Origin of the sequence: Metabacillus flavus (assembly GCF_018283675.1) — a bacterium.
Classification (GTDB): Bacteria; Bacillota; Bacilli; order Bacillales; family Bacillaceae; genus Metabacillus_B; species Metabacillus_B flavus.
Genome location: NZ_JAGVRK010000001.1, coordinates 3,653,443 through 3,678,300, shown reverse-complemented (window position 1 = coordinate 3,678,300; position 24,858 = coordinate 3,653,443). Strand labels below are relative to the sequence as shown.

Annotated in this window: 28 protein-coding genes; 11 read left to right on the top strand and 17 right to left on the bottom strand. The window is 42.0% G+C overall.

Going from position 1 to position 24,858, the window contains the following annotated elements:
- Positions 1-81: 81 nt before the first annotated feature.
- Together J9317_RS18750 and J9317_RS18745 are read right to left on the bottom strand one after the other, a co-directional pair.
- Complete coding sequence (locus tag J9317_RS18750; RefSeq protein WP_211561446.1) at positions 82-1,293, bottom strand: PqqD family protein; 1,212 nt, start codon at positions 1,291-1,293, stop codon at positions 82-84.
- Entirely contained in the window at positions 1,290-2,420 is a 1,131-nt protein-coding gene (locus tag J9317_RS18745) for a HesA/MoeB/ThiF family protein (protein ID WP_211561444.1), read from the bottom strand. Before J9317_RS18745 ends, J9317_RS18750 begins: the two co-directional genes overlap by 4 nt.
- Positions 2,421-3,183: 763 nt before the next feature.
- Here J9317_RS18745 and J9317_RS18740 point away from each other — a divergent pair.
- Positions 3,184-3,633, top strand: a complete 450-nt coding sequence (locus J9317_RS18740) for an LPXTG cell wall anchor domain-containing protein (protein ID WP_211561443.1) — start codon at positions 3,184-3,186, stop codon at positions 3,631-3,633.
- A complete protein-coding gene (locus J9317_RS18735) occupies positions 3,630-4,205 on the top strand; it encodes a class D sortase (protein ID WP_211561441.1) in 576 nt (191 codons plus the stop codon). Before J9317_RS18740 ends, J9317_RS18735 begins: the two co-directional genes overlap by 4 nt.
- A gap of 38 nt (positions 4,206-4,243) precedes the next feature.
- Here the strand turns inward: J9317_RS18735 and J9317_RS18730 are convergent, their stop codons facing one another.
- Complete coding sequence (locus tag J9317_RS18730; protein WP_211561440.1) at positions 4,244-5,029, bottom strand: HAD family hydrolase; 786 nt, start codon at positions 5,027-5,029, stop codon at positions 4,244-4,246.
- Positions 5,030-5,179: 150 nt separating this feature from the next.
- Here J9317_RS18730 and J9317_RS18725 point away from each other — a divergent pair, with 150 nt between their 5' ends.
- Positions 5,180-5,350: a hypothetical protein gene (locus tag J9317_RS18725; RefSeq protein WP_211561439.1), complete on the top strand. Its 171-nt coding sequence runs from the start codon at positions 5,180-5,182 to the stop codon at positions 5,348-5,350.
- Positions 5,351-5,646: 296 nt separating this feature from the next.
- Here J9317_RS18725 and J9317_RS18720 read toward each other — a convergent pair whose 3' ends face one another.
- From J9317_RS18720 to J9317_RS18710, 3 genes are read right to left on the bottom strand one after another with little or no spacing between them, the layout of a single operon-like run.
- Positions 5,647-6,078: a DUF350 domain-containing protein gene (locus J9317_RS18720; RefSeq protein ID WP_211561438.1), complete on the bottom strand. Its 432-nt coding sequence runs from the start codon at positions 6,076-6,078 to the stop codon at positions 5,647-5,649.
- Between the two features lie 25 nt (positions 6,079-6,103).
- On the bottom strand, positions 6,104-7,354 hold the full coding sequence (locus J9317_RS18715) for a glutathionylspermidine synthase family protein (RefSeq protein ID WP_211561437.1): 1,251 nt from the start codon (positions 7,352-7,354) through the stop codon (positions 6,104-6,106).
- Complete coding sequence (locus tag J9317_RS18710) at positions 7,354-7,674, bottom strand: hypothetical protein (protein WP_347880541.1); 321 nt, start codon at positions 7,672-7,674, stop codon at positions 7,354-7,356. Before J9317_RS18710 ends, J9317_RS18715 begins: the two co-directional genes overlap by 1 nt.
- Positions 7,675-7,780: 106 nt before the next feature.
- Between J9317_RS18710 and J9317_RS18705 the strand changes: the two genes are divergently transcribed.
- Both J9317_RS18705 and J9317_RS18700 read left to right on the top strand, forming a co-directional pair.
- Positions 7,781-8,221, top strand: coding sequence for a hypothetical protein (locus tag J9317_RS18705; protein WP_211561436.1), 441 nt, complete (start codon positions 7,781-7,783; stop codon positions 8,219-8,221).
- Positions 8,218-8,607, top strand: a complete 390-nt coding sequence (locus tag J9317_RS18700) for a ribosomal maturation YjgA family protein (RefSeq protein WP_211561435.1) — start codon at positions 8,218-8,220, stop codon at positions 8,605-8,607. The genes J9317_RS18705 and J9317_RS18700 overlap by 4 nt, the downstream gene beginning before the upstream one ends.
- Before the next feature lie 17 nt (positions 8,608-8,624).
- Here the strand turns inward: J9317_RS18700 and J9317_RS18695 are convergent, their stop codons facing one another.
- Positions 8,625-10,424: a YecA family protein gene (locus J9317_RS18695; protein ID WP_211561434.1), complete on the bottom strand. Its 1,800-nt coding sequence runs from the start codon at positions 10,422-10,424 to the stop codon at positions 8,625-8,627.
- An 836-nt stretch (positions 10,425-11,260) separates the two neighbouring features.
- Here J9317_RS18695 and pepF point away from each other — a divergent pair.
- The 5 genes from pepF to lepB all read left to right on the top strand — a co-directional run bounded on the left by pepF (position 11,261) and on the right by lepB (position 15,991).
- Positions 11,261-13,177, top strand: coding sequence for an oligoendopeptidase F (gene pepF, locus J9317_RS18690; protein WP_211561433.1), 1,917 nt, complete (start codon positions 11,261-11,263; stop codon positions 13,175-13,177).
- A 451-nt stretch (positions 13,178-13,628) separates the two neighbouring features.
- The gene (locus J9317_RS18685; protein WP_211561426.1) at positions 13,629-14,051 is read left to right on the top strand and encodes a hypothetical protein; all 423 of its coding nucleotides are present in this window, start codon (positions 13,629-13,631) and stop codon (positions 14,049-14,051) included.
- 33 nt (positions 14,052-14,084) lie between these two features.
- Positions 14,085-14,852: a hypothetical protein gene (locus tag J9317_RS18680; protein ID WP_211561424.1), complete on the top strand. Its 768-nt coding sequence runs from the start codon at positions 14,085-14,087 to the stop codon at positions 14,850-14,852.
- 67 nt (positions 14,853-14,919) lie between these two features.
- A complete protein-coding gene (locus tag J9317_RS18675; protein WP_211561422.1) occupies positions 14,920-15,480 on the top strand; it encodes a hypothetical protein in 561 nt (186 codons plus the stop codon).
- Complete coding sequence (lepB, locus tag J9317_RS18670; RefSeq protein ID WP_211561420.1) at positions 15,470-15,991, top strand: signal peptidase I; 522 nt, start codon at positions 15,470-15,472, stop codon at positions 15,989-15,991. Before J9317_RS18675 ends, lepB begins: the two co-directional genes overlap by 11 nt.
- Before the next feature lie 42 nt (positions 15,992-16,033).
- On the opposite strand, the gene J9317_RS18665 is transcribed toward lepB, so the two are convergent.
- The 10 genes from J9317_RS18665 to J9317_RS18620 form a co-directional block, all read right to left on the bottom strand.
- Positions 16,034-16,363: a helix-turn-helix domain-containing protein gene (locus tag J9317_RS18665; protein ID WP_211561418.1), complete on the bottom strand. Its 330-nt coding sequence runs from the start codon at positions 16,361-16,363 to the stop codon at positions 16,034-16,036.
- 264 nt (positions 16,364-16,627) lie between these two features.
- Complete coding sequence (locus J9317_RS18660) at positions 16,628-16,960, bottom strand: hypothetical protein (protein ID WP_211561417.1); 333 nt, start codon at positions 16,958-16,960, stop codon at positions 16,628-16,630.
- A gap of 50 nt (positions 16,961-17,010) precedes the next feature.
- Positions 17,011-17,343: a hypothetical protein gene (locus J9317_RS18655; RefSeq protein ID WP_211561416.1), complete on the bottom strand. Its 333-nt coding sequence runs from the start codon at positions 17,341-17,343 to the stop codon at positions 17,011-17,013.
- Between the two features lie 1,255 nt (positions 17,344-18,598).
- Entirely contained in the window at positions 18,599-18,928 is a 330-nt protein-coding gene (locus J9317_RS18650) for a hypothetical protein (RefSeq protein ID WP_211561415.1), read from the bottom strand.
- 506 nt (positions 18,929-19,434) lie between these two features.
- Positions 19,435-20,229 (bottom strand): hypothetical protein, encoded by a 795-nt coding sequence (locus J9317_RS18645; RefSeq protein WP_211561414.1) that lies wholly within the window; start codon positions 20,227-20,229, stop codon positions 19,435-19,437.
- A gap of 30 nt (positions 20,230-20,259) precedes the next feature.
- Entirely contained in the window at positions 20,260-20,595 is a 336-nt protein-coding gene (locus J9317_RS18640; protein ID WP_211561413.1) for a hypothetical protein, read from the bottom strand.
- 21 nt (positions 20,596-20,616) lie between these two features.
- Positions 20,617-22,158 carry an LXG domain-containing protein gene (locus J9317_RS18635; RefSeq protein WP_211561412.1) on the bottom strand — a complete coding sequence of 514 codons (1,542 nt, stop codon included), beginning with the start codon at positions 22,156-22,158 and terminating at the stop codon, positions 20,617-20,619.
- A 21-nt stretch (positions 22,159-22,179) separates the two neighbouring features.
- The gene (locus J9317_RS18630; protein ID WP_211561410.1) at positions 22,180-22,455 is read right to left on the bottom strand and encodes a YwqI/YxiC family protein; all 276 of its coding nucleotides are present in this window, start codon (positions 22,453-22,455) and stop codon (positions 22,180-22,182) included.
- 15 nt (positions 22,456-22,470) lie between these two features.
- The gene (locus J9317_RS18625) at positions 22,471-22,854 is read right to left on the bottom strand and encodes a YwqH-like family protein (RefSeq protein ID WP_211561408.1); all 384 of its coding nucleotides are present in this window, start codon (positions 22,852-22,854) and stop codon (positions 22,471-22,473) included.
- Positions 22,855-23,200: 346 nt separating this feature from the next.
- Complete coding sequence (locus J9317_RS18620; RefSeq protein ID WP_211561405.1) at positions 23,201-24,478, bottom strand: GTPase; 1,278 nt, start codon at positions 24,476-24,478, stop codon at positions 23,201-23,203.
- Positions 24,479-24,617: 139 nt separating this feature from the next.
- Between J9317_RS18620 and J9317_RS18615 the strand changes: the two genes are divergently transcribed.
- Positions 24,618-24,809: a hypothetical protein gene (locus tag J9317_RS18615; RefSeq protein ID WP_211561404.1), complete on the top strand. Its 192-nt coding sequence runs from the start codon at positions 24,618-24,620 to the stop codon at positions 24,807-24,809.
- Positions 24,810-24,858: the final 49 nt, after the last annotated feature.

Below are 24,858 nucleotides of genomic sequence, written 5' to 3'. Positions count from 1 at the left end.
GACAGGGAAGGGTATGTTCAGAATGGGTTGTAAAAAAATAAAGCAAGAATCTCTTGCTTTATTTCGGTTGAGAATTGGTATTCATACAGCTTCCTGCTCCCGATTGGCGGGATTGTTTCGCTGCGCAATCCGTTCTTTTCGCGCATTGTTCAATCCAACCAGCCAGATGACCAGCTCTATGGCACCAACGCTTACGACCATCAGGCTGTCCCAGAAATAGTAGGAGCTGTAGGTGTAGGTGCTTAGCGACCGGATTGCATAAGAAAGGGTATACCAAAGGGCAGGAACTTGAATATAAAGGGTTAAGGTCACAGATATAAAGCCTCCGATAATATAAAGGACACCAAACCATTTTGCATGGTTTTTTTCATGAAGCGGAAGGGACGCCCATTCTGCCGGTTCTTTCCGCAGAACGGTTTTCCGTAAAAACATGAGACTGTGTTCATGCATGGCGGATGTGTTCTTCCAATTTGAGATGACATAATAAATGTCTGTTCGGAGGAAAATGATGAATTGCCATACAAAGCCATATAAAGCAATCAGCGCAATCATTCTTGCAAAAGAAAACACCAGTTCTGAAGAAGAGAGCAGCTGAACCGCAAAGCACACGAGGGCAATGACGGTATTCCAGGCCATGCCGGCTAAAAATGGAACATATCGGTTCTTCTTAGGTTTTCCCCAAAGCCCTGTCATATCGGTTTCAGCAACGAGGAAAATCATTCTTAAATTAAGCCTTATCTTCGAATGGACTTTTTCTTTGGAGGCGGCAAGCAGATGGGCGAATTCATGAATCATGGTAAGGCCCCAGCCTGCCACAAGGAAAATCAATCCGCTCAATCCGACTGGCTCAAAGACAAACATATCCCGGAATGTAGGGATGAGAGATGGATAGAGAAAGAGTAAAAGAATTAGCGCTGCGAAAGAAACCACATACAAAAGGTTGGCTGTCTTGCTGAAGAAAAGGCTGCCTAATTTGAATAAGACAGGATTAACTTCTTTACGAAAAGAATCATTCAGCACCTCTGAATCGATTTTATAAATCAAATCGCATTCCTTCAGCATCTCGACAAAATCAAGGACGTCCACATCTTCCCCGTATTTACGGTCAATTTTCTCTTTCACCTGCAGCAATGTATTCTTTCCATCCAGGAGCCTCACAACATCAACGGCGACTTCAGGAACCCGCAGGAATTCCCCAATAGATGAATCCCCAATGGAAAATTCATCTCCTTCCGGCTGGATGGAAAGGTGGGAGCAGTCGACAATGGATTGAAGGGTAAGCGCGCTGCTCATGCTTCTGTCAATTCCCGTTCTGCCAGCTTTTGAAGCTCCTCAAATGAAGCCAGCTGTTCAAATGAGCCTGAGCACGTCGGACAGCAGGCAAGCCTTCCTGTTCCGAACTCACTCTGTTCAAGTGTTAAATCTGAGAGATCCATTGTCAGCATCGGTTTGGATACAGGAGAGATTCCGGTAAGAAGCTTTGCTGCATCTGTAATCATAAGTCCGGTTAATAACGATACGTTCGGGCCAAACCCGGTGTTGACGTTTGAAAAGATCTTTCCGTAGCTTTCCTTCAGACGGTAAACGGAATCCCGGTGCAGCGACATGGTATGAATCAGCAAACAATCATAGCAAGGATCCCCATTCGCAGGAATGACCCGGTCAAGCTGGACGATTTGGTGATTGACTCCCCCGCTATAATAAGGAATATTTAGCTTTACACAAGCGGCACTGACCCATCGCAGGGAACTGATAGCCGGCTGGTCAATCATATTGATGACCACATCCGCCCCTTCAAGGATGGGAAGCAGGTCCATGTACGAGCTAATCTCCAAATCCTGGACAGTCATGCTGATGTCAGGATTGATCTTCAGTACTTTTTCCCGGGCCGCGTCCGTCTTTAACCGTCCAATATCTTCTTCATTATATAGACACTGCCTATTCAAGTTGGAGCGCTCCACAATGTCAAAGTCCACTCCGACGATTTCACCAATGCCCATACCTGCAAGAAAAGAAGCAGCAAGGCTCCCTCCGCCTAACCCGAGAACCACAGCCTTCTTGTCCCGTAAACGATCCTGTATTTCATACTTGCTCACATCAAGGCTCGAGAATCCGGAAAAGTAGTTCAAATTTGACCGGTAGCGCTCAAGTTCCGTCTTTGTATAATGGGGAGGCTGGTACTCATATTCAACAAATCCAAGGCTGTCCAGGGACTCAACCGCATCTGCTACCTCTTCCTTTGAAAGGGAAAGTTTCGACGAAATTTCGTCGATTGAATGGTCTCCATCCAGCAGCCTGCATAATTGATAGATACCTCCATCCGGATCCTCAATGTCTGTCGCTACATAATTAAGAGTGATTTCAATACAGCCTTCCTTTTGAATAATCGGCAGCAGTGTCTTCTTTATGGCAGGGTTCATCTTCGTTGCCTCCCTCTATGTCTAAACGGCAAAGGCCGCGGGTGATTTTATTTGAAGTAAGAATAGACCATATCTAGTGAATAGAATGGTCTATCTTCTTTATTCACTTTTTTATTCGATTAAGAAGTATGAGGCGGTCTGTACTGAGTAGGAGCCAATTTCTCGGATTTACGAACAACGATTTTCATATGTAGTACCTCCTTTGCCATAAGATGCTTCTTACAGGTTTTATCCTAGCATTTATTAGAAAATATTGATTTTTTAGAAATCTTATATTTTTTCTTGTGAATAAGCAGTTACCTGAAGAAATCTGTCGTTTTTAGATAAAAATATAACTCTAGGAATATTTTAATGGCCATCAGTACTAATTCACCTGATATCCATAAAATTTATCGTGTTTTTCTGCAGCAGAGCGGTTTCAATCGTAAAGAAAAACTAGAAATTTGTTGAAGGATAGTATTTTATTAAAAACAAAAACGGGATTATAATAACTTTAATGTTCTTTATAGAGAAAATAAAGGGGTAAGGGAGGATTCTAATGAAGTTATTTTCGGTTTTTATTAAGTGGTTTGCTGCAATCATCATTTTCCTTTTTAGTATGGCTCCTATGGTTCCTGTATAGAAGGCCAGTACAGCTTCAGAGCCTTCGAAAATGAGCCTTTCTGTTAACCCAAGTCCTTATTTATTCTCACTGAGTAATTGAGATTGGTCCACCCGGAAAATCGTTGTAAAGAATGACGGGAAGCAAGATTTCCAGTATCACATGTCGGTCAAAAAAAATTCAGGATCAGATAAATTTTATAACGTTTTAGATGCAAAGATCAGCAGCCAGGGAGAAACCCTATTCAGCGGTCCTTTAAAAAGCTTCGATTTAGTTAACCCAAGATTGCTGGAAAAGGGGCAGGAAGAAACGTTCGATATTACGGTTCAATTTCCAATGAGTGCAGGCAATGAGTATCAAAAACTGCGGACCGAAGCGGTATTTTCCTTCCAAGCAGCAGATCTGGTTGCGCCTGCATCGGACCAAGACCAAATGGGTGGAGTAAATACAGCATCAAACGCCAATGCTCAAACGGGTCTCCCTCAAACGGGTCTCCCTCAAACCGGTGAGGAAAGCCCTGTGACGATTGTACTTTCAGGGATCTTAATGATGCTGCTTGGAGCTGTTCTATTTTTTTATAAAAAGAGTGCCTCTCATAAGCTGGGCAGATGAGAAAAATTCTGTCTCTTGTGCTAATCCTAGCCGGTTTTGCGACTGCCCTTTCCCCGCAATGGGTGTCTTGGCATTCAAAGGTTCAGGAGGAGCACCTTCTATCCCAATGGAAGGAAGCAAAAAGGGAACTGGCGGATTTGGATCAGCATGAAAGCGCAAAGGCTTTTTCCACTACTAAAAAAATATTAGGCAGTCTTGTAATTGAAAAAATAAATCTGGAGCTTCCCATTGTAGAGGGAGCTGGGCAGGAGAATTTGAAGGCTGCCGCCGGTCACATTACAGGCACGGCCGCACTGGGCGAGGAGGGAAATACGGCCATTGCCGCGCATCGCAGCCGCACATTTGGGAGGAAATTCAACCGGCTTAATGAACTGAAGGATGGTGATTTGATCTCAGTAGAAACGGAACAGAAAAATCTTCTGTTTAACGTTTATAAAAAGTCGATCGTTCCTCCATCTGATACAAGCGTTTTGGAAAAGCAGGGGGAGGGGCAAACCCTAACCCTTATAACGTGCGACCCGGTTGAAAACCCGACGAGCAGACTTGTGATTTTTGCCAGGCTGGTTCCTTGAGCCCATCCTTCCCAGCAGCAGAGGGCAGGATGGGTTTTTTAATCCAACAATCCTAAACTCTTAAGACCGTTGGAAACCCCCGCCTCATTTACCCCCGTCGTCCGATGCTTCGCATAAGCAAACAAATCCGGATGAGCATTTCCCATCGCAAACCCCTCTCCAACAGCAGCGAGCATTTCCTTATCATTCATCCCGTCGCCGAAAGCTATGGAGGACGCGACCGGCACATTTAACCGTTCGAGAAAATGCTTCACTCCGACGCCCTTGTTAACATCCTCTCTTATCACATCAAAGCAATGGTAAAGCTCCTCGACATTTACTTGGGACAGATGAATGTGATCGGTTTGATAGTGAATGGACCCCTGATGGCTGTCTGTGATGACCGTGATCCCTAAAATTCCATCCGGGCTTGCTTCTGTTAAGGCTTCATTTTTCGTCAAATGCAATTTCTCCATGAATTGCTTTGTTCTAGGTGAATCAGGTGCGGTGAACAGGTTTTTATCATGAGTATAGAGCACAAGCTCGTGTCCTTTACTTTGTGCAGTGTCGATAAAGTACTGAACGTCCTTTTCATTCATCGCCCATTTGAAGACGTCCTGGCGGTTATGGATGGCATAGGCTCCGTTGTAGCCGATGTAAGAGGTGACACTCAGCTCATCAGCAATAGGCGAAATCTCATGAAGAGGACGCCCGGTCGCCAGGACAACCGTCAGTCCTTTTTGCTGCACCTTGGCAATGGCTGTTTTTGTTGTTGTGTCAATGGTATTGTCCGGTTTTACGATGGTTCCGTCGATATCGAGGAACAGGACTTTGTATGGGATCATTAGCTTTCCTCCACGAATTGTTGTTCCTAACAGAATAACAGGATGGGTTGGGAAAAGAAACACAGCTGATATTTCACGTAATACCCTTAATCATTGTATAAGTTATACATATAGATGTGGAATACCTTTGTAAGCAGGAGTTGATATGCAGTGACTGAAAAGAAAAGAGATGGTAGAAATAATAAACTTAATGTAACAGATGACATATTACATATGGGCATTATGGAAACGGAGTATCGAATGATAGAGGATGTTGCTGATCGAGAATTAAATCGAGACATAGAGGTAGAACTGACGAAAAAAGAAGAGGAGAATTATTGATTTAAACTTTTTAGTTTAACCAAAAATGGTTAGGGTGATTGGAGTGGAGGGTGCGAGACTCCAGCGCGAGCAGCGGGACAGGTGAGACCCCGCAGGCGCGCAGCGTTGAGGAGGCTCACCGCCCGCCCCGCGGAAAGCGAGCAGCCTGGAACGGAGATCAGCCAAAACAGATCATTTCCTAAGAAGGTATTGACTGATATATTACACATGAAAAAAGGTATGCCCCAAAAAAGATAGGAGCAGTGAGATTTCAGTTGTGAAATCTCACTGCTCTTATTTTATAGCCGCTTTTACCATCACTGATTCTTCAGCATCTCATAAACCGCATCATAAGAAAGCGAGCCTGCGATAATCAGCCCGACTGAAACAGAGATCATGAAAAGCAGGATGGCCACAGCTTTGTTCCCTTCTTCCACCTTTTTAGCAAGTGAGATTTTAGGGAAGAGAAGGTGCTCGACGATCCAGTAGGATAGAATTTGGGCGGCGAGGCCGAATACGCTCCACAGGCTATAGTCAACTACATTGAGCGAGTATTGGGCAGCGGCCCAGATGACGATGGCAAGACCCAGCATTTTGCCTCCGAGCTTGATGGCGGCGGCTGTGTTGGCCTCCTCCAGGATCTGCTTTCGTTCGCTCATTTTGGTTGTGATGCTGAACAAGACAGCTCCAATAAGGAGAGTTGCCAGGCCGATCACAAGGTAGGTAAGGGTATGGAACAATGATTCCATTTTTATCGTCTCCTTTAGTTGCAAATTATGTACGTATTCCGGCTGGCAAAAAGTACGCTTCGTTTCCTGTAATGGCGCTTCCGGCTCTGATTCCGAAGGCTTCTGCTTTCTTGCCGATGACAAATGAACCGACTAACAGATGAGCCTGATCTTTGCCGTATGGCGTTTCAATGGCAGCGCTCGGCAGCTCTTGATATTCCTGATAAACCTTAAGGGAATCGCTGTACGTTTTCAGCGTGTTTTCAGCCAAAGGTGCTCCGTCACCCCCAAATACCGTGATGGTGTCGCCTTCCCTTCCGAATGCCGGTTTTTCAACGAAGGCTTTTCCTTGCTGGATAAATGGCTCCTTTTCCAGATAGGTTGGTAGGAAATGCTGCCTGATCCATTCATGTTCGATATCGGTGTAATAGGAATGGCCGTTTTCATGCAAGCCCCAGATGAGTGCTTGAACCGCTTTGGACTGAAGCAAAAAGGAGGACAGCGGATTCAGAATGGCGAGTCTTCCGTCTTTGACAAGCTTCAGCAATTCAACGCCGATTGCACTTCCGTCTTCACTCCTGTCATTGACAAGATGCTCAATCGGATACGTCTGTCTGTAGAGGACATCGATTTTCACGCCTGCCGGAGTATAGATTCCGTCGCCCTCTTTCAGCTGAAGTTCATGGATCGGCAGGATTTCATGAGGATAGCCAAAAAGCCGGCCGAGGTAAGCGGCGGTATGCCAATCCTCTTCATGATCGGCATGGGCGGTGAACACAACCTTTGGCGCCCGGTCTTGATCCCAAAGCTCCCGGACTGCCTGTCGGATTGCGTTCTGAAGCGCTCTTTCACAGCCTTCGTTCGGGTCCTCCAATCCAAAATGCCTGGCAGCCCATCCGTTTACATGGAAAAGCTCATAAATAAAGGTCGGGGTATCCGCATTCAGCTCGAAATGCTTCCAGCCGCTGCTTGTTTGAACAAGATCAACCCGCCGGATTACGCCTTCATTCTGTAAGGGATTTAACCGGAGAAAAGGAACGGATTCTTCCGGAAAGCCAAGTTCGAGCATCGACTCGTCAGGCAAAGAGCGGAGAAGCGGGGCTGTTTTATCATAGATGGCTGCAATTCGCTCGGTTACGGTCCGGATTTGCTGTGCTTCTTTCCTGAACAGCTTTTTGATATCGTAAAGGGCATAGGGCTCTCCAAACAGGTCATGCCAAAAATTTGGGATGGTTTGATAGAAAGTTTGGCGTTTTTTTTCGTGCTGGGGAAAACGGATGCGCGGCAAAGCTTCCATTATCCGCCGAAGCCGCCCTTTGATCCGCTGCCGATGCCTGTTTTGCCTTTGCTTATGTAATTTTTATAGGACGAACTCTTTTTTAAAGCACTGGAGTTGGCAAAAAAAGATCCGGCCCAGAAAAAGTAGCCGAAATGGGGACTGGAGTCATCATCACATTGCCAAGTCTCCGTGTCATTATCCCATTCCCAATCGTCACATGATTTATCTTTAGGCTTAGGCGGTCTGTCCTGTGACGAACAGCCTGACATCCCAATCGCCAAAACAGAGGCTGTCGCCGTAAGCAGCACATTTTTCATCATACGTTCCGTTTTGTTCACAATGAACCTCCTAGCAGCTAATGGATTCTTTACCGATTTTAACACAGTTTTTTTCAAAATAAACAAACTTTCCCATATAATAGAGTGTAAAAAGGATGTGTCAGCCATGCACCGTATACTCGAATACCGACTTAATGATCCACTGAATGACTATCCGGCAATCTACCATTTTAAAGATCTCGATCCCATGCAGATTTTTTGCAGACGAAGCTGCGATTATTTTGTGATAGAAGGGTCCGTTTATGAAGTAACCAGTACGTCACTTGAACCCGACCGGTTTGTTATCTATCTCAATCAGGATAAAGAAGAGCGTCCATTTGCATCCGCAGCTCAGGATCGTCCTCTTGGAATCGAAGTCCGCCTGTATGAAGAATACAAGGAAAGTACTGAATTCATGTATATTTCATGCTTCGATCATGTAGACGTTTTTTCCCGCCTCGACTCCACATACCTGACCTTAAGAGGAAAGGAATATGAGCGGATCAGCGCGGAAATGGATCAGGATCGCCGCGCTTACGTGCTGTATGTGAAAGAAACCGGAGAATGAACCGTTCCCGGATTTTTTACGGCCTCCTGCTTATTCTTATGGTCGGACTCGGTCTCTATTCAAGAAGGCTCTCTCCATTCCTTCCAGAATTCATCAACACCTACCTGGGAGATGCCATATGGGCGGCGATGATATTCATCGGTTTTGCCTTTCTTTTTAATAGGAGAAAAACAGCGGTCATTGTGGGAGCTGCCGCCTTCTACTGTCTGCTTACAGAGTGCAGCCAACTCTATCAAGCCGCCTGGATGAATGACATAAGGGCAACGTCTCTTGGAGGCTTGGTTCTCGGGTATGGCTTCCTTTGGACGGATTTAGCCGCATATGCCATTGGATTAAGCGTATGTGCAGGCAGTGAATACATAGCAAAGAAACCCTCTGTCCGTTAAGGAAGAGGGCTTCTTGCTTATACAAATTCAGTTTCCGTAATCGCTTTTGCGACATCTTCAGAAAGATTGGTTCCATTTCGATCATCGAGCCACTTCGCAAGAGTTTTCATCGTGCTTGCGAATTCCTTGAGCTGGGTTTTGCTTGTTTGAGTATAGAGGGCAAATAAGTCCTTGCCGAACAAGCCATTCCAGAAGCTCTCATCGCAGTCGCTCCAGCTGCTCAATGATTTGCTCTCGAGAATCTCGCGCAGATCCAATAAATTGTTGCGGTATTTCCTTATGGTATTCTCTGATTTCCCCGTGGATTTTTCACGGTAAAAATTCATCAAATCAGATGCAAAGAATGTATGGATCGTATCCGGTCTGAATCCCAATGCTTCATAAAACGGAATATCTTCCTCATTAAAAAGGTCACCGCTTTTTTTGCCTGGAGGGGAAGCCGGTGTCAGGGTTGATGTCCGTTTTTCTCCTCCGGTTACGAAAGGAGAAAGCTGGAGACCCAATTCTCTGCGGATCGTATTGAAGTCCGGCGTCAGATCTCCGTCTTCCATTTGCTTCGCATGGTTATGCTCAAAGTTTTTCAGCCAGTGATCAGCATCCGCTTCCCGTCCTTGCTGGCACATCTCTTTTAAAGAGAGGTTGTCATAAGCGGGAATTTTTTGATCTGCATCCATGTTGAGCAGGGCCTGGGCAATCGGAGCAAAAATCTCTGGCGAAGCCTGTTCTGAATAGAACACCATATTGCTGATTTCCGCATTGAATGGAACGGTAATCGACTTTGATGACTGATCCAGGGAGGAGAGCGCCACCCCAGTTTTCTTCATGGCATTTTTAAAGCCTTCCGCATGATCCGAACCAATGCAAGTAAAGGTAAGGATGTCGTTATGTCCTTCCATTGTCCCGTAAACGTCGCCAAGGAGGGCCGTGCCCTTCATTTCGCTGTCCGTGAACATCTTCCAATCGCCTGTCCAGCTAACCAATTTATTTTCCGCCCATTCATCGATCAGGAATTCATCGTGATCATGCAAAAATTCAATAAGGGCACGGTCATTCAAAATTTTATAAGAAACTTCCACCTGCTCAATGACCTTCGTGTCATCCCCAAGCTTCCCGCTTTCCTTTTGAACAATCTCAGCCATCAGCTCAGGGAAGTAATGCAGCAGAATTTCCTCATGAGGCAGGTTTTCCTTCTCCATAAGCTCCTTCGTCATGGAAACGGCTGCCCGTATTCCTTGTGGAGTCGTGAATGCTCTCAGGCCATTAAACAAATATTGATTTTCAAACGGCTCCAGCATGGAAAGTGTTCCGTACCAAGGGATAAACTCCCCTGTATTCTGAGGTGAACGCGGCACCGGAAACGTTTCACCTGTAAACTGATCCTCAAATAGAATGGAATGCTCGGATCGATCAATAGCCTGCAGCAAACGGGGGTTCAGCGAAATCCAAGTGCGCAGCATCGATTCCTGATCAGCGTTCAAGTGAGCGTGGTTCTCCTCATAAAACCACTCTATAGGCCGTTTGCCATTCTCAGTCTTCCGCAGAAAGTACAGATAAAACTCAAAAAACGAATCCTCAATATGCCGGGGAACGGTATTCTGCGTTCTCTCCCTGAATTCCTGGCGGAAGGAATGAATCTCTGCGTGATTATAATGCTCCTGGAAGAAACGGCTCACTCTAAGAACGAGCTCCTCCTTTTGCTGCAGAAACCGATCCTGCTTCACTTCAGTCAGCTGAACCACATTCTCCTTCGACAAACAGCACTTCTTATATTTTTTCCCGCTGCCGCAAGGGCACGGGGCATTACGATTAATGGACATCATATTCACCTATCTGTTTTAGAATTCTTCAATATTACCAGTTAAACGTATTTTTGGGGGGAGGTCAAGCTGGGTCGAGGGTGGTCAAGCCAGCGCTTGGCGCCTGACCCGCACCGCTTTAACGCAAGTCGGGACAGAGGAAGGGAACTGCAGAGCTAGATATACCAAGGGTTTGGAGAGCCGGTGCCAGAGCTTTATTCTGGCAGAGAATGTGGGGACTGGCACCGTGCCAGTCCCCCTATGCTTCACCGCAGCCGGGGACAGAGGGAGCGGACCGCGAAGCCAGATGTACCAAGGGTTTGGAAAGGTGGTGCCGGAGCTTTCGTTCTTTAGCAGAGTGAGGGACAGACCCCGCCCTCCGCCGTTTGTTATTATTCCCCCTATATATAAATGGGGGGAGGTCAAATTCGTCAAGCCAGCGCTTGGCGCCTGACCAGCACCACTTTAACGCAAGTCGGGACAGAGGAAGGGAACTGCAGAGCTAGATATACCAAGGGTTTGGAGAGCCGGTGCCAGAGCTTTATTCTGGCAGAGAATGTGGGGACTGGCACCGTGCCAGTCCCGCTATGCTTCACCGCAGCCGGGGACAGAGGAAGCGGACCGCGAAGCCAGATGTACCAAGGGTTTGGAAAGGTGGTGCCGGAGCTTTCGTTCTTTAGCAGAGTGAGGGACAGACCCCCCCTCCGCCGTTTGTCATAGTTTCCCCCATTAAAAGGAAACCTAATAACAATAGGTTGGAATAAATAACTATTTTTTCAGAAAAGAAGGAATAATGTAAAATCTTGTAGAATTATAAGTATGATTCAGTAAATATACATAATTTGGAGGGTCTTTTCATGAAAAAACAGCTTATAACAACTGTGGCAGCGGCTGCAATCGCCGTTTCAGCAGTGGTGCCGTACAACGTTCTTAGCACTCCGGTTGCACATGCCGAAGAGCAGGCGAAACCGAATTACAAAAACCGTGACGAAATTCCAGTGCAGTATAAATGGAATTTGGAAGATATGTATAAGTCGAAAGAAGCCTGGGAAGCCGATGTGAAAAAAGCCGAAGACTTATCTGCGAAGTTCAAGAAAACCTATCAGGGCGGAAAACTTGGCAAGAACGTCGTGACGCTTGCTAGTGCATTGAAGGATTATTCAACGCTGTCCGCGATTACTGATAAAGCTTATGTTTATGCAAATCTTTCATTTGATGTGAATCAATCGAATTCATCGCTCCAGGCATTAACAGATAAAGCTGAAAAAATGCTGGCAAAGGTTTCAGAGAATACAGCCTGGCTAAAACCTGAAATCACCAGCATCCCGACAAAGACAATGGAGAAAATTCTGCGTAACAAAACGGTTGCGCCATATAAGTATTTCTTAAAGGATATGGTTCGCACGAAAGGCCATACCCTTACAAAGCAGGAAGAAGAGCTGCTTGCCAAAGTATCTCCATTAAATGATACTGGTTCAGGCGTTTATGCGATGCTTGCAAAAGATGTGAAGTTCCCGATGATCAAGGATTCCAGCGGGAAAGATGTACAACTGACGCGTTCCAACTTCATTTCTTATATGGAAAGCAAAGACCGCAATGTTCGCAAGCAAGCTTATGAAGCTTACTATCAAACGCTTGGAAAGTTCCAGGATTCCTTCTCGCAAACATTGACGGCTCAAGTGAAGAGCCATAACATCGGGGCTGAAGTGAGAAAGTACAAATCCGCTCTGGAAGCAGCTGTCGTGCCAAACAACGTACCGGCGAAAGTATATGATCAATTAATTTCCTCGGTTAACAAAGGCTTGCCTTTGATGCACCGTTATATGGAATTGAAGAAGAAAATGCTCGGAGTCGATGAGCTTCATATGTATGACATCTATACACCGATCGTAGAAGCAGATGAAACGTACATTCCATATGCGGATGCAGAAAAAATGGTGCTTGAAGGTCTTAAGCCAATGGGTGAAGACTATGTGAACACGTTGAAAAAAGCTTTTGACCAGCGCTGGATCGACGTTTACTCTACAGACGACAAAGCAACAGGTGCTTACCAATGGGGTTCCTATGGTTCACATCCATACCTGCTGTTAAATTATCAGGGCACGAAGGATGACGTATCAACGATTGCCCATGAATTAGGACATGCTGTGCATTCCTATATGTCGAGCGAAAAACAAAACTATTTAAATTCCAACTATGCAACCTTTACAGCTGAAGTGGCTTCCACTTTGAATGAAGCGCTGCTTTGGAACAGTGAATACAAAAATGCCAAAACAAAAGAAGAGAAAATGTTTTTGCTGAATCAGCGTCTTGAGAACTTCCGTACGACGCTATTCCGCCAAACGCAGTTTGCTGAATTTGAAAAAGAGATTCACGAGCTGGACCAAAAAGGCGAAGCGCTGAACGCAGAAACGTACAAAAAGGTATACGGAGATATTAACCAGAAGTACTACGGGAAAGCGATGGCTGCGGATGAGGAAATACCAATGGAATGGGCCCGTATTCCTCACTTCTATAACTACAATTTCTATGTATACCAATATGCAACAAGCTTCGCAGCTTCAACCGCACTATCCAAGCAAATCACGGACGAAGGTGCACCAGCTGTTAAGCGCGTGAAGGATAACTTCCTCACTGCAGGCGGATCCTCCGATCCAATCAGCATCCTGAAGGGTGCCGGAGTGGACATGTCCACATCCAAACCGATCGATCAGGCTATGCAGGTGTTTGAGGAAACGTTGAATGAAATGGAAAAATTGATGAACGAAAAGTAAGAGGTGAAAACCGGCTCTCCTGATAAGGGAGCCGGTTTTTTTGCAGTTGTTTAAATAGTATATATTGAACAAGAGGAATTCGTTATATAAAACGAAAAACTTTGAAAAACTGAGAAAGATAAAGAGAAATAGAGTTTTTGTTCTTTAAAAAGGATTATTTGGGTATTTTAGCCCCTTTTCATACTTGGAATCATACGATATACTCAGTTCGTAAAGTTCTTTATAAAGAACTTATGGTTGAAAAGTCACCCTTATCAAGAGTGGCGGGTCATAAGAAATATTTTGCAAGTCGAGTCATTGCGGCGTGGTTGTTCTTTATAAGGAACTGAAATTCAAAGTAGCGTACATAACAAAGGGGATGTTAAACGCATTGGAGGTGAAACAAGAGGAAACAAGGGGGAGCAGCCATCCTCGTAACTTAAAATTATAACAGAATACGGAGGAATACTAAATGAAGAGAATGATCATCGTTCTCCCCTTAAGTTTCCTCTTAGTCACCGGAGGAAGCTTTTACGTACTGGCTAGCACAGGGAAACATGTAAACAGCTGGTACCTGAAGCAGTTTTCCGAAACAACTGCCGATTTAGATAAAGACATTTCATTTATCGATACGCTTTCTGGAGACATGGGCAAGTTCATATCCAGTGCTAACAATGAAATCAGAGAATTCACTTCTTTATCTAAACAGCAGGCCGAATCCATTCAAAGCCATTCTCAAAGTCATATCAGCATAGTCAGCAAAACTAGCAAAGAACTGAGCCAAACAACCGCTGAGCAATACAAGGATTACAAGCAGAAAAGAATGGAAGAGGAAGCAGCCATCGCCACACAAAACGTCCACAGCATACTGGATGAAGTGCTAAAGGAACAATAATTCAAAAAACTAATCGAAATGGGGACATTCAAAATGATGAAAACAGTTAAAGGGAAAATCGCTACAGGTGCAGTCGTAATCGCTTTAGTATCAGGTACAGGAGCAGCTTTCGCTAATACGGATGTAGCTGGAAAATTGGGCAGCTGGTACAATGGTCAATTCAAAAATGCAGAAACAAATATCGCAATCAATTCTTTGAACTATGGAAAAGGTGAAGTTGGCAAAGCTGACAAAGAGTACAGTCAATTGAAATCTGCTTCCAATACAGCCATTAATACTGAAAAGACATCCAGTATTACTAATAGTACAAACGCTGTAAACAATAAAAAAGATCAATATGTGAAAGAAGTCAACCAAAGAAAAGGCGAACTGTCTGCTTCTATGGAAGCGCAATTTAATAAAATTTCCAATCTCGCAAACAAAACAATTAATCTGGCGGGAGACGAGGCTGTGAAATTTGCCAATAAGGATTTAAAAGGTGTTACAGAAGCTACAGGTGGAAAGGCTCTAGTAGAAGTTGAAAAGGACATTAATGCTGCTTCTAATAGTGCAAAAGAAGATCTAAAACAAGCGATTGATAAAGCTAAAGCAGAACTTAATGCACAACTTGCTGCAGAAACCCAAAGTACAACTGCTGAGATTAAAACTTCCATTGATGACAAAATCATAGCACTTCGCACAACCATTAATAATACAGCTGCTGAGTTAGTAAAAGCTCAAAAAGATCTAATCACGGCAAAAGCTGCTGATCTTCAAAAACAAGCGGAAGAAGAGCTAGACGCAATCGCTAACTCCATCTAATTCAATGCTTAGGTCGGAGTCCCAATAATGGGACTCCGTTATCTTAATTTTCACGGAGGTATAATATATGAAAAGCCGCAAAGAAAAGCACGGAAAACGGATAAATAAAAAGTTTCTAACTGGAATTCTCCTTTTAAGCATAACGGCCGTTAGCGGGGCAGGGGTTTCATTTGCTGATGAGGATATCAGTGCAAAGCTCACCAGCTGGTTTGACAGCAAAGGCCAGCAATCCATGAAGATAATAGAAGAAGCCATCATGAATGAAAAAGAAACTCAAAAGCAGCGTTTAAAAGAAGAATTAAAGTTAGAAATCCAGGATTCAAAAGAAGAACTCAATACCTTTACGAAAAATGAAATTGAAAGCCGTACAGAAGCACTTAAAAAGCGTACAGACGAAATCATAGAAAATCTTCAAATCGACACACCAGCTGAAAAAGCAGAAATAGAATCTCAAATGAACGATGTCGTGGAAGAGGCAATAGCTGAAATTAATGCAATACATCCATCTGGTTCAATAGAAGGGGATCAAGAAAAAATAGAAGAACCTGGTGAGCCGGGTTCTAATGAAAATAGTGAAGATATAAAACCGGAAGTTACTGGGGAGGAAGTTATTGAGAATGAACAATAAAATGGCTGAAACTCCAATCAATAAGAGCCCAAATTCTCTTCGCGGATGGATTCTTTTCATCCTTGCTATGGCTTTCATCATTTTCGTTTATCGCTGCACTATAGGAATACAGCTAATTTCAGGTAACTCAATGAACCCTACCATTCAAGACAGGAACGCTGTATTAATTAGCAAACTGTTTTTTAACCCAGATAAAGGGGATATTGTTATCGCCCGCGATCCTCACGGATACAACATTATAAAGCGAGTGATTGCCGTATCAAACGACACTGTATCAATCAAAGACGGCATAACATATGTGAATGGAAAAGCATTAGTGGAACCATATACATCTGGCACCTCTGAAGATTTGGAAGAAATCAAAGTACCTGAAAACCGATATTTCATCGCAGGAGATAATCGAACTCTTGGAGAAAGCTTGGACAGCCGTGACCCAAGCGTGGGGATGATTCCTAAAGAAAACCTGATAGGTGAAGTGTTAGTTTCACTCCTTCCATCCAAAATCTTATAAAACACTAGGAACCTATATGAAAAAACAGTCTAACTTTTACATTCAGACTGTTTTTTCATTATTATGCTTCCATTTATTAAACTCTAAAAACTCTTTAAATTGATCCTTTGTGACGCCAGACTGCATGGCTTCTTTAACTAAAATCGACCATTCTGTATCCAGACTTTCGCGATCATCGGTGTCATTAACCAGTGTATTCACAGACTCGCCTAAAACAGAAGATACTTTTTCCAGGAATAACACAGAAGGATTCGTTTGAAGATTTCGTTCAATGGAACTCAAGTATGACTTAGCTACGCCTGCACGATTAGCGAGTTCTGTAAGGGATAAATTACGTTCTATACGATATTTGCGAATGCGTTCTCCGATCAATTTTTTCACTCCTGCTCATCATTTTGGTACTATCATACCATATAACGAATTGGGTTTTACTATAAAAAGAACAATTTCGACAAATATTTTTCGACAAAACCTCAGTGAAGGGACCAATAGGGCTAGTTTTTTCTGATATTCAGCACATCATCAATGCATTCAATATGACGAACAGACTGGAAGTCCATGTAAGGGATGAGTCAAGGTGAACTTAAAAACCACTCAAATATACAAAACACTGTTTCCAGTCAGACACAGCATCTCTCATTGAAGCAGGCTTGTAATACTGAAAATAAGAAAATTAATCATAACCGTTCCTATGATCATTAATAAAACCCACCAGGCCATAACGGCTCTTTTAACGAACCAATTAAGATGCAGAGCTTTTCTTCTGTATATATAAGGACCGATGCCTAAAAGAACGAAGATCACAAAATTCCATGTTTTCGAGAAAATATTCTTGGGATTGTATACTACACCATCTTCAAATTGTTCATAAAGGGTATCCCCAAGCAAAATAATGCATGCCGCATATGTACACTGAACGATAGAAAGAATAAGCACAGTATTTTTGATGATTTCGGGTACGAGGAACATTGTACTAACTCCTTAATTGTTAAGTGAAATGATTTTAATACAGTCAGCGTTTATTTTACGATAGACATAATGATTGCAAATAGAATAATGCTCCCAATAAATAATCCAATACAAAAGAGCATGAAAAGAAGCTTTTTTACAATCCAGGAGTGCTGATCCAGTTTTCTGTATATGTAGGGGCCAATTCCGAATAACGTTACCCCGACAATTAAAAATACCTTTTCAAGCCAAGTTCTTTTTAAGCCTTCTTTATGGATTCCGTTTTCGTACGAATCTAAAACAAGACTCCCTGTTAGTAGAATAAGAAAAGCATAAACGTTCTGAGCCCCCAAAAGAGCAATTAGTGTGTTTTCTAATATTAATAGAGAAATCTCTGTATTCATATAGATGCTCCTGCTAGCTAAAAAAATAAAGAGTTCGACTGATTACATTAAATAAGATAATTGCGATTATTCCTGCAAGTATGAGATAAAGAATGTATAGTAATTTGGATAAGATCCAAGATTCTCGTTGACTTTTGTAGTATAGAAATGGACCTAGGCCAACAATGGAGTATAAGACAAAGTTAATAAGTTTACCAAATACATTAGAGCTCTTATCAAAAATACCCCATTCAAAATATTCTATTTGTCCCCTGCCTAAAATTAACACAGCAAAGGCGTAGCCGAAATGACCTGCTAGAATGGCTAACATACATAATTCTATAATTTTGATTAGGCCTGTGGAAATCATCTTTTGAGCTCCTATAGAGGTATTTAATTATATGTGGATTTACTATTATCCTGTGAATTCTCACTAATCCTATTAAGAATTCACTTACTGCATTAATTGTTCTTAACCGGTAATTAAATTTCCTAAGCGCGATAAAATATAATAACAAATAATCCCAGATATGATAAGGCAAATCAGAAATAAGGAATATAGTAATTTAGATAAGATCCATGAACGATTTGCAGTTTTGTAATATATAAAAGGTCCAATGCCAACTAATAGTCTCAAAATGAAATTTCCTATTTTATGAAACCAGTTTTCCGGCTCCTTAAAAATTCCCCATTCATAGTATTCTATTTGTATTTTCCCTAAAATAAGTATTGCAAGTGCCTATGCAAATTGAGGACAAAGGATAATAAGGATACATATTTCAACTATTTTTAAGATTGCAAACCCCATTAAGTTATTCTCCTAATAATATGTAAAGTAAAGTTACCCCAAGGATAGAATTCATGCAGGATATTTATGGTTCAATGCTCAACCCCTCCCTGAGGTTATATGAATAATCTAAGAACAGAACTTAAGATTGAATAAAAAAGGATACAGAAAATTGAAAATAAAAGATACCAGCCTATGTATTGTAATTTCCTAGTTGACCATGAGCGTTGTCCATTATGAGTTTTTTTATAAAAATAGGGTCCAATTCCAAACAAAAATCTTAAAAAGAAATTTGTGGTTTTTGGAACCCAGTGTTTTGGGTTCTTGATAATGCCCCATTCATAATATTCTAAGAGAACATTTCCCATGATGATTAAGGTAAAAGCATATGCGTTCTGACTGACTAAGAGAATTAAAACGACAACTTCAATTAATTCTATTGGGGAATGCATGATGAAGACTCCTTAGACTGATTAGTCAAGCATTTGATCAGTAAAATAAATCAAGGACGAAGCTAATGAATAAGTAAGCTAAAAAACTTCCTAAAACAACCAAATTGGTCCATATGAAAAAAATCAGTTTTCTTAAAAGCCAAGAATGGTGCTGCAGCTTCTTATAAAGATAGGGACCTAATCCGAAGATCCCCCTCAGAATAAAGTTTGTTGTTTTTGGAAGCCAATGTTTAGGCTTTTCAAAAATACTCCACTCATAATAATCGAGGAGCGTGTTTCCAATCAGCAGCAATGAAAAGCAATAGGAACATTGAGCTGTGAGGATCAGAGCTACACCGATTTTCAATATCTCTGAGATTGATTCCATGAGTTAAAACCCCTTCAACTGATAAACCTAAGAATATGACTGACACCATTAAATAGAATGATAGCAATAACTCCAGCGATGATTAAATAAAGAATAAAAAGCAGTTTAGATAAAATCCATGAATTTCTGTGGGTCTTATAATAAAGAAATGGACCCAGTCCCGCGATAGAATACAAAATAAAGTTGATACATTTCAAAAATATGTTGTTTGTATTTTCGAATATTACCCACTCAAAATACTCTATTTGTACTCTCCCTAGAATCAAGATAGCAAGGGCGTAACCGAATCGACCAGCTATTATGGCTCCCATACAGAGATCTATAATAGTAATTACACCGTTAGAAATCATGTTGCGCTCCTTTAGAAGGTTCTTAGCTATTTTATATCTGGCTCTATTAGAATTGCATAAAACATGAAACAAAAATCTACTGCTTTTTGTAAGGACTTAGGTTCATCTTTTGAAGTGATTAAAAAACGAAAACTGCAGGGATATCCTGCAGTTTTCTTATGACGATGCTGCAGCAACAAAGCCTACGCCGTTAATAACTTCATACCATTCATCCGGAGGATTTAATCGGACTGAAACGGGCGTTACTGGATCATCTGTATATTCAGCTATCCAAACCCCGTTAGTAGAAGGGAGGAAAAATACAATGTTCTCTAGATATGTATCTTCTTCCTTATCTGACAAAGCAAAATTTGAAATGTTGAAAAGGGACCAGCTGCTTTTATGTAAGTCAGCTAAAAACTTTTTAAAGCTTTCATGTTCAGCTTGATGAACCTTTGCGAGGATGCGGTTTGCGTTTTCCTGTTTGCTTAAGGAATCAAAATCTTCGTCTGATAGTTTAAATTCATTGTGTGTATATTCATCGGTAAACTCAAAACTATAGTAATCTTTTATCATTTTTGGAATCTCTTCAGATTCTACATAAGAAAAGTCATGTATGATATCTTTATAAATCGAATGTGCAAGCCAGCCATTTTCCGTTACTTTATGAAACATGTAGGCACTCATATGAGGAGCATTGGAGCAGCGAATCATTCTTCGGGATTCTACATAGGATTTGATAAAGTTTTGCATGTTCTCGCTAAGCGGCTGCTCATCATTAGCCTCTTTTTCTTCATCCCATATATTTTTTAACAGTAGATGAGGAATCGTTATTTCAAAAATTAAATTCCACTCATCCTCTGTACGGTTTTTAGAAGCAGCAGCATCCATACCAAAAGCAAATTCAGGATAGCCACATACCGATACCAGCACTGCTAGTTCTTCTGTAGTGCATGTTATTTGATGTTCCATTTTTAAGCTCCTTTCTTAAAGAGAATTAACTCAGCTAAATAAATAAAGAGTTTGACTAATTACATTAAATAAAATAATCGCAATGATTCCAGCAATGATCAGATAAAGAATATAAAGTAGTTTAGATAAAATCCAAGAGTCTCTTTGGCTTTTATAGTATAGAAAGGGACCTAAACCAGCTATAGAGTACAGAACAAAGTTGATAGATTTAAGGAATATATTCGTTGTATTCTCGAAAATTCCCCATTCAAAGTATTCAATCTGCACTCTGCCCAAAATTAATATAGCGATAGAATATCCAAATTGACCTGCTATTATTGCGCCCATACATAGTTCAATTATTTTAATTACACCGATAGAGATCATGATGTGCTCCTTATAAAAAGTTTAATTAAACCATCCTGTTACAGACTTAACCGTAGTGTTAATCCCTTTACTAATAAGTTTTTCTCCTGCTCCAAATATTTTCTCACCAGCATCTTTAACCTTATCGCCTACTATTGTGCTTGCAACTCCGCCTACCAATCCGCCAACAGCTCCTCCAATAACAGTGCCAACTGGACCACCTATAGCGGTACCGGCGATCGCCCCAATTTTTGCTCCTGCACCAATTGCTACCATATCTGTTCCAACCCCAGCTAATGAGCGGCCTATTCTTTCAGCAACTGTTTTTCTAGAATTTTCAGGGCTAAACATTTCTGCTGCATTCCCTACAAAAGATACTGCTGTAGCAGCCCCCGGTACAAACTTAGCTGCTGTTTTTAAACCTCCAGCTTTAAATACAGTTTTGACAACATCTTTAGACCCCGCAGAAACTCTATCTTTAACTTGATTTTGGAATCCTTTTCCATTAATCCACCCGTTGCTATTCTTTGGGAATCCAAATGCATGTTTAATTAAGTGGGATGGACTGTCATAGGTATTAACAAAATTTTGGGCCATCTTTCTGAATGAATTGCTTGGATTTTCTTCTCGCATCAAGTTGATAAGGAATTTGGCTGTTTTATCTCTGTGTTTGCCTTTAGAGGTTAAAGAACGATCAGAGCTCACTGTGAATTCATAATTTCCTTTTATCCGATCCCAAAATTGGGGTTTAATATTATTCCTATAACGTACTGTTAATTTTTTTGCAAGTTTATATTTAAAGCCAGCTCCAGCTATCTGTGTTGCAATTAGAGCAGCATCAGCAATACCCAATTTTTCGTTTAGGGTATTAAGCGGGGAAGCGATAATATTTCCTAAATGCATGAATCGTTTTTCGGCTAAGTCACCATTCAATTCTCTTGCGCTTTTAACATCCGACAGCTGCCCAGGCACATACCCCCCAACCGAAAGCTTTCCACTATCATACATACCGGAAATTTGGTTGACATATGACGTTAATTTCTCCACGTCCTGCTCTACGGTAGTGAGCTCAGACGTTTGACTTTGGTCATACTCTGTCAGCTGCTTGATGGTTTCTTCCATGTCTTTCTTTCCTTCACTTACTTTACCAGCTACACCGCTGTCGTCAAGATTCCTTACGGGTGCGATGGATTTAATGGTATCGATGATTCCGTTTGCTTCGTCAGTCAGGTCGGAGGTGTAGTTTTTGGTTTCGTTCAGTCCCTGGGTCAGTTCACTCTCTAGAAAGCTCTGTTTAATAACTCCGTTTTTTTCTGGCTCAAGCTCGCTCAGATCTTTTTTCATTTTTTTCAGAACGCGCTCGTAGTTCTCGAATAAGAAATCATAGTAGGCGAGAAGGGGCTTATGTGTTTCACCGTAAAAGGAACGGATTGCCTGCCCGCCTTTACCGGTAAGGGCAGTATGGAGGTTTTCGATGGATTTGACATCCGCCTCCACTTTCTTTAGCTGCTCTTTTTGTGATTTGATTTCTGCCAGGGCTGTTTTAATGCCTTGGCTCAATGATTCGACGTCAAGAGTTTTCATTGCTTAGAAAACCTCCTTTCATTATTTAAAGGTAGACGCCAATTCGTCGTCTGTATCCTTCATGGATTGGACAGATTCTTTTGTTGCCTGAATATTTTTTAAAAGAAGCGCTTTGTATTGATCTGCTGCATCTTGAAGTGCTTGATTAAGCTCGTTGATTTTTTTTACTGCATCCAGTTCGTTTCCGCTTGCGAAGTCGCTTGCCAGGGAGGAGGTGAAGCCTTGAGAGGATGACTGGAGCCCATCGACTGCTTTATTTACTTCGGCAAGATCTATTTTAATTTCTTCTTCATTCATTTTATGAACTCCTTTCTAGTTTGCCTTCGCTGTAGCTTCTGCCTCAGCTTTTGCCTCAGCGGCAAGTCTTGCTTCTTCAGCAGCAATCTGATCTTTTAAATTCTTAATCTGATCTTTTAATTCTTCTATTTTTCCTTGAATCTGATTAAGGATATCTTCAAGCTGTCCGTCGTACATGTCTTTATATTCTTCTTTTAGTTCTGTCCGGATTTTATCAAAATCCGTGGCGTGTTCCCCATTATAGGTGTCTGCTGTGAGCTCAGGTTCCTTACACATCTTAATCTTCGCTTTAAATTCCTGCTGAATTTCTTCAAGCTTTGGTTTAGCGGCTTGCAGCTTTTCCAGCTGCTCCTCTTTTTCTCTTAATTGTTCATATAGATAAGATAAATAGGCCGACATCATCCGTCCCCCCTGAAAAAATAAAAATCTATGGATAATTCGAAATTTCGTCAAATTACGTATGCATTATTCTATGATATACGATGGCATAAATTAGGTTGAATGGGTAATTTACCTTATATTAGTAAAAAGCGGTGTGACTTTTGCAGTGATTTGATCTTTATTTAGTGGTTTTACCCAAAATATTGAAAAGTTAACCAATTTATTCTATAAAACTAGTTCTTAAAACATAAAAAAGAACAGCCTGTGTATAGATTGCAGACTGCTTAAGTAAATATTTATCGAAAACTCCATATATCATCAAAAACTTAAATTCCGAGGAATTTGGACAAAGCGTTTGACTGAATCAGCTCTTAACAGCAAGCTTTTCAATCTTCTCTTTTTCCTCATTCATCCGTACCTTCATTCCAATTGAAAGCTTCTCCATAATTTCTGTAGTGGAGTAGTCCTTATAGCTGATTTCTTTCCTTAAAAAGTCCGCACATGTATTAATGAAGGAGTTGGCGATGGATTCGGTGACCTTTCGGTTAAAACTGCCGGCAACCAATCCAATAACCGGAGAAAGAAGCAGGTTCGCTTTTCCGACTGTTTTTCCCGCGAGCTTCGCAAGAGTGGAGGCGCTCTCCTTACTGAGCTGTTTCGTTCCGTATTTAAGGGCAGCTTTGCCGATTGCGCGCCCGCCTTCAGAGGCAACGAACGGAAGCAGAATGGATTGCAGGAGCGGCCTTGCTTCCTTCGTGAACTTTAGGAAGTTCCGGTTAACTGGAATACCCATGACTGTCATGATGTCTTTCGCCATATACAAATACACAGCGCTTCGGCCCATCACATCCATGCCAATCGGGAACGCTTCAGCCGCGTGGGCAAGATTTTTATAGCTCACCGGGCTGTTTGAATCGAGCCGCTCCTGGATCAACTTTTTTGCTGAATCAATTTTCCGTTCTACTTCAATTTTTTGAGCCGCTGTAAACGCCCGTCTAGTCGCTTCAGGAATGATATCCAGCGTTTTGTCTATCAAATCGGTTAAGCCGTGCGGCGGAATTTTCACCTCACCCAGCAATAACTTTTCCTTTGACAGCACCCGGCAGATTGGAAGGTGGGGAAGCTCTTCTTTTATAAATTCAAGAAACGCCTCATTCTGATCGAATGTTTGCGTTAAAACAATGACGACCGGCATGTATTCGGAAAAGCTGCGGATCCACTCAATTTCCGTACTCTCGAGCCGTCTGCTTTCATTGGAAATGCAGTACCACATAATATGAAGATGATCCGCCGCATCCACCGAAGAAGCCCGTTTCCGAATCTCACTGACAATCTGCCTGCGGGAAATCTCCCGCTGCTCCAAGTCAAGCTCCATCCCCTTTGTATCAAAGAGGTGAACCGGTGCTTCCGGAATCCGATACTCAATAAGAGCCTGTGAAACCGGCCTGCCGACCCCGGTTTCCGCTTCATTAAAACCGAAAACAGCATTGATTAACGTACTCTTCCCAACGCCCGTCTTTCCGGACAGCACAATGTTCGGCTTAATAAAATTCCGGTTGAAATCTTCATTAAGCTCCGCCAATTCATCCTGAAGCCTTGCCAAAACCTCCGCCCATTGTATTTCATCACCGGTTTTGTCCATGGTTTTGCCCTCCTTTAGTCATTAGTGATACATACCCGAATATAGAGGGATGTATAACGCGATTCCTGAAATTTCCAATGGTTTTGTGGTATATCGTTTTAATTTGTATAATAGAAGAAAACAAAACAGGAGGCACCCCATGAACAATCTATCCTTCTGGATGTGGTACCTGATCGCAGCTGTCTGCGGCGGCCCCATCCTCTATAAATTTTTCGGAAACGACACAACCTCGCTCCTGATTGCCAGCGGAATTTATTTTATCATCGTCATTATTCTCCTGAACAAATGGAAAAACCGGAGAGGCCAGCAAAATAATCAATCAGATGTTTAAAAATTAATTAAGCGGGTAATTATCCTCTTACAAGATTAGTTGATTGAGA